Source organism: Limnobacter sp. SAORIC-690 (genome assembly GCF_002954425.1).
Lineage (GTDB): Bacteria > Pseudomonadota > Gammaproteobacteria > Burkholderiales > Burkholderiaceae_B > Limnobacter > Limnobacter profundi.
This window is the reverse complement of sequence record NZ_MQVZ01000001.1, coordinates 350,759-359,904: the sequence shown is the minus strand read 5'-3', so window position 1 is coordinate 359,904 and position 9,146 is coordinate 350,759. Positions and strand designations below refer to the sequence as shown.

Here is a 9,146-nt window from a genome sequence, read left to right as displayed (position 1 = left end):
GTCACCCGGCCAACTCCCTTCTACTACCACGCGACTCACGGCTGGTTTCATCGCCCAATCGGCGGCGGTGTTTCGATCGCCTCGCCTTCAAGAAAACCTGCCTTGCGTGCCTAGCAGGGCCGGTGTTGCCCAGCATGGGCGACAGAGAACGGACCCGACCCGCAGTTTAGGAGGGTCGTTCTCAGGCATCGCAAGGTTCAGCAAGGGATCAACAGGTTTTCTGGCGAGAGATCGGAACACAACCCGATTACATGCCTGGAAACCCGCCGCCTGGCGGCATGCCGCCACCCGGAAAGCCACCTTTCCCGCCGCCACCCATTTTTTTCATCAACTTGGCCAAGCCACCTTTCTGCATGCTTTTCATCATGTCGCGCATTTGCTCAAACTGCTTGAGCAAGCGGTTCACTTCTTGAACCTGTACGCCAGCACCTGCTGCAATACGGCGCTTTCGAGAGGCTTTCAAAATATCGGGCTTGGTTCGTTCGGCAATGGTCATGGAAAAAATAATGGCCTCGGTGCGTTTCATCTGCTTCTCTGCGGCGGTGGCATCCACATCGCCCGCCCCTTTCATCAATTGGCTGGGCAGTTTGTCCATCAGGCCTTGCAGGCCACCCATGTTGCGCATCTGGCTAATTTGCGCCAAAAAGTCGTTCAGGTCGAAAGCCTTGCCGCTTTTCAGTTTTTTCGCCAGTTTTTCGGCTTCGTGTTGGTCAATGCCTTTTTTGGCTTCTTCCACCAAGGAAACAATGTCGCCCATGCCCAGAATTCGGCCCGCCACGCGGTCTGGGTGGAATTTCTCAAAGCCGGTCAGTTTTTCGCCCACACCCATGAATTTAATGGGCTTGCCGGTAATTTGGCGCACGGAAAGGGCGGCACCGCCTCGCGCATCACCGTCCATCTTGGTCAGTACCACGCCGGTCAGGGGCAAGGCCTCGTTAAAGGCTTTGGCCGTGTTGGCGGCGTCCTGACCCAACATGGCGTCAATCACAAACAGGGTTTCAGTCGGGTTCACCGCAGCATGCAAAGCCTTGATTTCATTCATCATGGCTTCGTCTATGCCCAAGCGGCCCGCCGTGTCCAGAATCAGCACATCAAAAAACTGGCGTTTGGCGTGGTTCAGGGCAGCCAGTGCAATGTCCACTGGCTTTTGGGTAATGTCGGATGGAAAGAACTCGGCGCCAGCTTGCGCGCTGACTGTTTTCAGCTGCTCGATCGCCGCAGGGCGGTACACGTCGGCTGAAACGGTCAGCACTTTCTTTTTCAGGTTGTCTTTTAAATACTTGGCCAGCTTACCTGTGGTGGTTGTTTTACCGGCACCTTGCAAACCCGCCATCAAAATCACCACGGGGGGCTGGGCCGCCAGGTTGATTTCTTCTGTTTTCTCGCCAATCAGCTTGATCAACTGTTTGTGAACAATGCCCACCAAGGCTTGGCCGGGGGTGAGGCTGTTCAGCACTTCCTCGCCAAGCGCCTGTTCTTTCACCTGGTTGATGAACTCTTTCACCACCGGTAGGGCCACGTCGGCCTCCAGAAGCGCCAAGCGAACTTCCCGCAACATTTCCTGCGTGTTGGCCTCGGTGATGCGGGCTTCGCCTTTGATATTTTTGACAACGCGCGTTAGGCGATCGGAGAGGTTTTCAAACATCGTGTGGTGCCCCTGACTCGTGCTATGAATCGAGTAAACTGATTGGTATGAACAACACAATATTGTACGCGTTCGCAGTGCCCCTGCTGTCCGCCTCGGGTGGATTGGCGGCGCTGAACGTTTTCGGCAAGTGGTCTGCACCCGCCGCGTTAAACCGCGCGCTGGTTGCTTTGGCCTTGACGGTCTCGGGTTATTTATTGGGCACCTTGTTGTTTCAAACCGATGGCATGCACTTCGGCTTTGTTCTGGGCCTGATGTGCGTGGCTTGGTTGGCCTCACTGGTGGCCTTTGTAGAAAGTTTTTTCAACCGTGTGCCGCTGCTTGAATTAATTGTGTTCCCGCTGTGCGCAGTTGTATTTTTGCTGCCCTTGTGGATGGGGGAAGATTCCGCCATTCGAATGGCAGGCGATCATCTGTTTCAATTGCATTTGTTGATCGCGCTGGCAGCCTACAGTTTGTTGGGTATTGCCGCCGCCCATGGCATCGTGATGGCGTTTCAGGAAAAAGCCTTGCACCAGCCTGTGGCCACCACCCAGGAAAACCGCATGGTGCGGGAGCGGTTGCTGGATCAATTGCCCTCTTTGCTTACCATGGAATCGATTCTGTTCCGGCAGCTTTGGGCTGGCTTTGTGTTGTTGTCGCTTACCCTGATTACCGGCTTTCTGTTTTCCGAAGAATGGAGCGGTAGCAGCTGGCGCTTTGATCACAAAACCCTGTTTGCCATCATTTCATGGTGTTCATTTGCAGTGCTTCTGGGCGGGCGTGTGGTATTTGGCTGGCGCGGAAAAGTAGCCCTGCGTTGGTGTTTGGGCAGCTATGCAGTATTGGTGTTGGCTTATTTTGGTACCCAGTTTGTGCTGGAGTTTATTTTGAAAAGGGCAGTTTGATGGGTCGTATTCTGTTTTTCCTGGGCCTGGCGTTGGTGGCCTGGATTCTTTTCAAAAGCTGGCAGCGCAAACAATTGGGTGAAAAGCCCGGTGTAGACGTTAAACAAAAAGGCAATCTTGGCCGTAAAACCCAGGAAGAGATCATGCCTTGCCAACACTGCGGTGCCTACAGCCCCATGTCTGAAGGTGTGATGATGCAGGGGCGCTTCTACTGCGGCATGGAGCACGCCAAGGCGGCCGGAGAGAAAGTTCGCTAAGTTTTGAAGTGCATTGACCTTTAGAAGGGGCACGCCATGTGGCTGGACGAAGGCTGGATTGAAGAAGACTGGGTGCACCGCCTGCAAAGCCCCAATCAGGATGCACGCCCCATGGGCACTGTAGTGGATACCCTGGTTGTTCACTGCATCAGCCTGCCCGAGCGGGGGCGAGACCCCGCGTTAATCACTGACCTGTTTTTGAATCGACTCGATTGTCATGCGCATGTTTCATTTGGCGAGTTGATTGGCCTGCATGTTTCTTCGCATTTTCTGATTGATCGAGACGGATCGATTACCCAATTTGTATCCTGTGAAAAACGGGCCTGGCACGCTGGAATTTCAGCCGCAATGGACCGTAGCAATTTCAATCATTTTTCAATTGGTGTTGAATTGCTGGGCGATATTTATACCCCATTCGAGCAGGCTCAATATGCCAGCCTGAAGCGTCTTGCTTTGGAGTTACAAGCACGTTATCCACTGAGATATGCCATGGCGCACAGCGAGATAGCACCCACCCGGAAAACTGATCCGGGACCCTTCTTCGACTGGAAAGGTCTTCGTAAATCAAACACCTACGAACTTCAGATTGACGGCCTTTGAAAGGCCGTTTTTTTGTTGCACTGCGGTTATCCCAAGCTTGTCCACAACTTGTTCACAGGGGATAACTGTGTGCACAAGTTGGGGATAAGAAAGTGTTTGCCAAATCGTGTTTCGACCACTACAATTAGTTCCAAGCCACATACAAAACACAAGATATAGTGGTTGCCGGTTGTGCCCCACTACAAAAACAAACCCTCAAGAACACGTATATTCCAGGAGAAAGATGCATGCTAACTAGCCATGGACCCTCAGATTTGGCGAGCAATTTGGCAACTGATGCGCCCTTGTCCACCTCTAAGCCTGCAGGTGCAGCGCCCGTGGTTGACAGCGCGTACTCAAACTACAAAATTATTCGCCGAAATGGTGCCGTGGTTGGTTTTGAGCCCAGCAAAATTGCCGTGGCCATGACCAAAGCATTTTTGGCAGTGAATGGCGGTCAGGGTGCAGCTTCCGCACGCATTCGCGAACTGGTTGAGCAGATGACTGGCAGCGTGGTGAACGCACTGGTGCGTCGTCAGCCTTCTGGCGGCATTTTCCACATCGAAGACATTCAAGACCAGGTTGAACTGGCCCTGATGCGCTCCGGCGAAGCCGAAGTGGCGCGTGCCTATGTGCTGTATCGTGAACGCCGCGCCCAAGAACGTGCTGCCAAACAGGTGGAACAAGCTGAGCAGCATGCCCTGAATGTGATCGACGGCGACATCAAGCGCCCACTCGACGTTGAGGCACTGAAAGCGTTGATTGAGAGTGCTGCGGTTGGCCTGAATGAAATTGACGTTGCGCACCTTCAGAAAGAAACCCTGAAGAACCTGTATGACGGCGTGAAAATCGATGAGGTGTTCAAGTCGGCAATTCTGGCCTCACGTGCCATGATCGAGAATGAACCCAGCTACACACTGGTTACTTCCCGCCTGTTGCTGCACACCATTCGCCGTGAAATTATTGGCCGCGAAATTGCGCAAGACGAAATGGCGCAGGTGTACCCTGAGTACTTCCCCCTGTTCATCAAGAAAGGCATTGCCGCTGGCCTGCTCGATAATCGCCTGGCCCAGTTTGACATGAAGAAGTTGGGCGCAGCCCTGAAGTACGAACGCGATTTGCAGTTCGACTACCTGGGGCTGCAAACTTTGTACGACCGCTACTTCCTGCACGTGGAAGGCACCCGCATTGAAATGCCACAGGCGTTTTACATGCGCGTGGCCATGGGCCTGGCCTTAAACGAAGTGGACCGCGAAGCACGCGCCATTGAATTCTATGAAGTGTTGTCCACATTCGACTTCATGAGCTCTACGCCCACATTGTTCAACAGCGGCACCATTCGTTCACAGCTGTCTTCTTGCTACCTCACCACCATTGGCGACGACCTGGACGACATTTACGAAGGCATCAAGGAAAACGCATTGCTTTCCAAGTTTGCTGGCGGCCTGGGTAACGACTGGACCCCCGTGCGTGCATTGGGCAGCCACATCAAGGGCACCAACGGCAAATCACAAGGTGTGGTGCCATTCCTGAAAGTGGTGAACGACACGGCTGTTGCTGTTAACCAGGGTGGCAAGCGCAAAGGCGCGGTGTGTGCCTACCTGGAAACATGGCACCTGGACATTGAAGAATTCCTGGAACTGCGCAAGAACACTGGCGATGATCGCCGCCGCACCCACGACATGAACACCGCGAACTGGATTCCCGACCTGTTCATGAAGCGTGTGATGGAAGGCGGTAACTGGACCCTGTTCAGCCCATCCGACTGCCCAGATTTGCACGACCTGTACGGCAAAGCCTTCGAGAAAGCCTATGTGGGCTACGAAGAAAAAGCCGCGCGTGGCGATTTGAAATTGTTCAAAACCGTGGAAGCAGCCAAGCTGTGGAGAAAAATTCTCTCCATGCTGTTTGAAACCGGCCACCCCTGGATTACGTTCAAAGACCCTTGCAACATTCGCAGCCCCCAGCAACACGTGGGCGTGGTGCACTCATCCAACCTGTGTACAGAAATTACCCTGAACACCAACGAGAACGAAATTGCGGTGTGTAACCTGGGTTCTGTGAACCTGACGCGCCACTTGAAGCCTGCCGACAACGGCGAGCTGGTACTGGACCACGAGAAGCTGCAGAAAACTGTGGGCGTGGCCATGCGCATGCTGGACAACGTGATCGACATCAACTACTACGCAGTGGCCAAGGCACGCAATTCAAACCTGCGCCACCGCCCTGTGGGCATGGGCATGATGGGCTTTCAAGATGCGCTCCACATGATGCGCAAGCCTTATGCGTCACGTGATGCAGTTGAATTTGCCGACGAAAGCATGGAAGCCATTTGCTACTACGCTTACGAAGCTTCAACCGAGTTGGCTGCCGAGCGCGGTGCGTATAGCACCTTCAAGGGTTCGCTGTGGGACAAGGGCATCATGCCTTTGGATTCGCTCAAGCTGCTGGAAGAAGAGCGTGGCGGTTACGTGGAAGTGGATACAAGCAGCCGTATGGATTGGGACGCACTGCGCGCTCGCATCAAGAAGCACGGCATGCGCAACTCCAACTGCGTGGCCATTGCACCCACAGCAACCATTTCCAACATCATCGGTGTGGCCGCTTCCATTGAACCGACATTCCAGAACTTGTATGTGAAGTCGAACCTTTCGGGTGAATTCACCATCGTGAATGAACACTTGGTGCGCGACTTGAAGCGCCTGGGAATTTGGGACGAAGTGATGATTTCTGACCTGAAGTATTTTGATGGTTCAGTGATGAAGATTGACCGTATTCCGGAAGACCTGAAGCGCCTGTACGCCACCGCGTTTGAAATGGACCCACGCTGGCTGGTTGAAGCTGCAGCCCGTCGCCAGAAATGGATTGACCAAGGCCAAAGCTTGAACATTTATATGGCTGGCGTCAGCGGCAAGCGTTTGGATGACACGTACAAACTGGCCTGGATTCGCGGTTTGAAAACAACCTACTACCTGCGCACCATTGGTGCCACACACGCCGAGAAATCAACTTTGGCCGGTGGTGAGTTGAACTCGGTGAATGCGGAAGGTGGTGCATCTGCCGCGTTTACATCGGCCCCGGCCACTGGCCTGGTGCCCAACCTGCCTGAGCAAGAAATTGAAGGCAAGGTGTGCACCATGCGCCCAGGCGATGCCGGCTTCGACGAGTGCGAGGCTTGCCAGTAAGTTTTTTGAATAAAAGACCAGCGATTTGGGCAAGTTACCAAGACTTGCCCAAGTGAATAAAAATGAACATAATGACACTGTGACTTTATACAGTGTATTAGTTAAGGAGTTAGAAAATATGCTGTCTTGGGACGATGAGTTTGATGCAGCCATGGGCAAAACAGCAACTGCTGCCAAGCCCCCCGTGCAAATGCCGCCTGCCATGGGGTCTGTGGCCTCGGGTTTTGCTGCGCCTGCAGCCAGCCAAGGTTTGTATCAGCAAGCTGCGCGCCCTGTGGTGCAGCAGCCTGCCGCTGAAGGTGCAAAGGCTGGCCGTGTAAACGCTGCCGACAAGCGCGTAATCAACGGTACAACCGACGTGAACCAGCTTGTGCCCTTCAAGTACAAGTGGGCTTGGGAAAAGTACCTGAGCCAGTGCGCCAACCACTGGATGCCACAAGAAATCAACATGGATCGCGACATTGCGCTTTGGAAAGACCCCAACGGTTTGACTGAAGACGAGCGCCTGATCGTGAAGCGTAACCTGGGCTTTTTTGTAACAGCCGATTCACTGGCTGCCAACAACATTGTGCTGGGTACCTACCGCCACATTACAGCGCCCGAGTGCCGCCAGTTTTTGCTGCGCCAGGCGTTTGATGAAGCCATTCACACCCACGCTTACCAGTACATCGTAGAAAGCCTGGGTATTCCTGAAGCGGAAACATTCAACGCGTACAACGAAATTTCCTGCATTAAGGCCAAAGACGATTTCTTGCTGCCGTTCATTGATGTGTTGACCGACCCCTCATTCAAAACCGGCACGCTTGAAGCAGACCAAACACTGCTGAAGAGCTTGATCGCCTTTGCCTGCATCATGGAAGGCATGTTCTTCTACGTGGGCTTTGTGCAAATTCTGGCGCTGGGCCGCCAGAACAAAATGATTGGTGCTGCCGAGCAGTTCCAGTACATTTTGCGCGACGAGTCTGCACACTGCACATTCGGTATCGACCTGATCAACACCGTGAAACTGGAAAACCCACACCTTTGGACCCCGGAATTCAAGGAAGAGATCAAGGCCATGTTCCGCAAGGCTGTTGAACTTGAACACGCGTATGCCGTAGACACCATGCCACGCGGCGTGTTGGGCTTGAATTCTGCCCAGTTTATGGAATACATGAAGTTTATTTGCAACCGCCGTTCCAACCAGATTGGCTTGGGCACCTTGTACGAAGGCGCAAGCAACCCATTCCCATGGATGAGCGAAATGATGGACTTGAAGAAAGAAACCAACTTCTTTGAGCGCCGTGTAACTGAGTACCAAACTGGTGGTGCGTTGAGCTGGGATTAATCCACACTCACAGTTAAAAAGTGAACTTAACAGCTTAAAACTGAACTGTTTTCAGCTAAGAGTGAACTGAATCAGAGTTTTGAGGTGGCGTGCTCAAGTTGAAGTCAATGCACGTGGATGTTCCTTGAGAATCGGACTGGCGATATTTCTTGGATGAAAAATCGCGGTCCGGTTCTGGAAGTTGAAGCTTAAAATTGGACTGACCGCCGTTTCTAGAAGTTTTAAAGAAAGACTCCACGGAAGTTTATTTTTAGTAAGTCACGTAAAAGAGTTGCCAGATGCAGGCAATCAGAAAACAAGTTTGACTAATTCAAACTCAAGTCAAACAGGGGACACCAACTAGGAAGGGGAATTTTTCAATCCTTGATTAGGAGGCACTCCTGTGCAAATCACCGAAGCAAACAAAGCATTAGCCGAAGCCCTCGCCCTTGAAATTGAATTGCCAGAGTCGGCATACATTAGGGCGGCTGAACGATATGAAGATCTTGGAGACTGGTTCAGTCGAGATCTTTCTTCAATACGTGAGTTTTCACCTCACGTCCATTCACAAGGATCTTTTCGACTCGGAACAGCGATTCGTCCCCTAGGTCAAACTGAAGAATATGATCTTGATCTCACCTGCAGGTTAGATCGTGGCATTTCCCCAAGTACTCATACACAAGCAGAACTAAAAGGCTTGATCAAGGCTGAGCTGAAATCTTATCGAAAAGCGAGGAACATAGCCGATGATATTGAGGAAAAGAATCGTTGTTTGAGATTAAGTTACCGTGACAGTCTCGCATTTCATATGGATATTGTTCCCTCAATTCCAGCTTCATTGCCACGGATAAGCCAAAATTTGATTCTTCTTGAGTCAAAACAAGTTAACCGCTCGTTAGCTAGCAGCATTTCTAACAATGTCTTATTCATTACTGATCAGCGTGAATCAAACTTTGATCAGATCAGCGATGAATGGCCAGTAAGCAATCCAGAGGGATTTGCCATTTGGTTTGAATCAAGGATTCAACTGGGTATGAAAAGCACTGAATGGCCAGGTGTGAGGGCCGGTGTTGAGCCACTCCCTCTCTATAAAAAACGCTCTCCCTTGCAACAGGTGATCCAGATCCTAAAAAGGCACCGCGATTATTGGTTTCGGACAGCACCCCATTTGAAGCCTGTATCAATCATCATTACGACACTTGCAGCAAGGGCCTATAGCGGTGAGGCTGATGTTTTGTCTGCGCTGAAGTCAATTGTCTTTGGTATGGAAAATCATGTTAATCATGA

At 52.0% G+C, this 9,146-nt stretch carries 7 protein-coding genes; 6 read left to right on the top strand and 1 reads right to left on the bottom strand.

Annotated elements, in window-relative coordinates; all coding sequences use genetic code 11:
• Positions 1-247: 247 nt before the first annotated feature.
• On the bottom strand, positions 248-1,645 hold the full coding sequence (gene ffh, locus BSZ31_RS01630) for a signal recognition particle protein (protein WP_105027257.1): 1,398 nt from the start codon (positions 1,643-1,645) through the stop codon (positions 248-250).
• A gap of 47 nt (positions 1,646-1,692) precedes the next feature.
• Between ffh and BSZ31_RS01625 the strand changes: the two genes are divergently transcribed.
• The 6 genes from BSZ31_RS01625 to BSZ31_RS16805 form a co-directional block, all read left to right on the top strand.
• The gene (locus BSZ31_RS01625) at positions 1,693-2,532 is read left to right on the top strand and encodes an inner membrane protein YpjD (RefSeq protein WP_105027256.1); all 840 of its coding nucleotides are present in this window, start codon (positions 1,693-1,695) and stop codon (positions 2,530-2,532) included.
• The gene (locus BSZ31_RS01620; protein WP_008250461.1) at positions 2,532-2,789 is read left to right on the top strand and encodes a PP0621 family protein; all 258 of its coding nucleotides are present in this window, start codon (positions 2,532-2,534) and stop codon (positions 2,787-2,789) included. The genes BSZ31_RS01625 and BSZ31_RS01620 overlap by 1 nt, the downstream gene beginning before the upstream one ends.
• 36 nt (positions 2,790-2,825) lie before the next feature.
• A complete protein-coding gene (gene ampD, locus BSZ31_RS01615) occupies positions 2,826-3,389 on the top strand; it encodes a 1,6-anhydro-N-acetylmuramyl-L-alanine amidase AmpD (RefSeq protein WP_105027255.1) in 564 nt (187 codons plus the stop codon).
• 227 nt (positions 3,390-3,616) lie between these two features.
• Positions 3,617-6,553 (top strand): ribonucleoside-diphosphate reductase subunit alpha, encoded by a 2,937-nt coding sequence (locus BSZ31_RS01610; protein WP_105027254.1) that lies wholly within the window; start codon positions 3,617-3,619, stop codon positions 6,551-6,553.
• A 118-nt stretch (positions 6,554-6,671) separates the two neighbouring features.
• Positions 6,672-7,880 (top strand): ribonucleotide-diphosphate reductase subunit beta, encoded by a 1,209-nt coding sequence (locus tag BSZ31_RS01605; protein ID WP_105027253.1) that lies wholly within the window; start codon positions 6,672-6,674, stop codon positions 7,878-7,880.
• 382 nt (positions 7,881-8,262) lie between these two features.
• On the top strand, positions 8,263-9,146 hold an 884-nt coding region (locus BSZ31_RS16805), incomplete at its 3' end, for a nucleotidyltransferase (RefSeq protein ID WP_105027252.1).

What these genes read in the sequence shown, in the direction of transcription:
- ampD (WP_105027255.1), top strand. Translation starts at nt 2,826, where the DNA reads ATGTGGCTGGACGAAGGCTGGATTGAAGAAGACTGGGTGCACCGCCTG.
- BSZ31_RS01625 (WP_105027256.1), top strand. Translation starts at nt 1,693, where the DNA reads ATGAACAACACAATATTGTACGCGTTCGCAGTGCCCCTGCTGTCCGCC.
- ffh (WP_105027257.1), bottom strand. Translation starts at nt 1,645, where the DNA reads ATGTTTGAAAACCTCTCCGATCGCCTAACGCGCGTTGTCAAAAATATC.
- BSZ31_RS01620 (WP_008250461.1), top strand. Translation starts at nt 2,532, where the DNA reads ATGGGTCGTATTCTGTTTTTCCTGGGCCTGGCGTTGGTGGCCTGGATT.
- BSZ31_RS01605 (WP_105027253.1), top strand. Translation starts at nt 6,672, where the DNA reads ATGCTGTCTTGGGACGATGAGTTTGATGCAGCCATGGGCAAAACAGCA.
- BSZ31_RS01610 (WP_105027254.1), top strand. Translation starts at nt 3,617, where the DNA reads ATGCTAACTAGCCATGGACCCTCAGATTTGGCGAGCAATTTGGCAACT.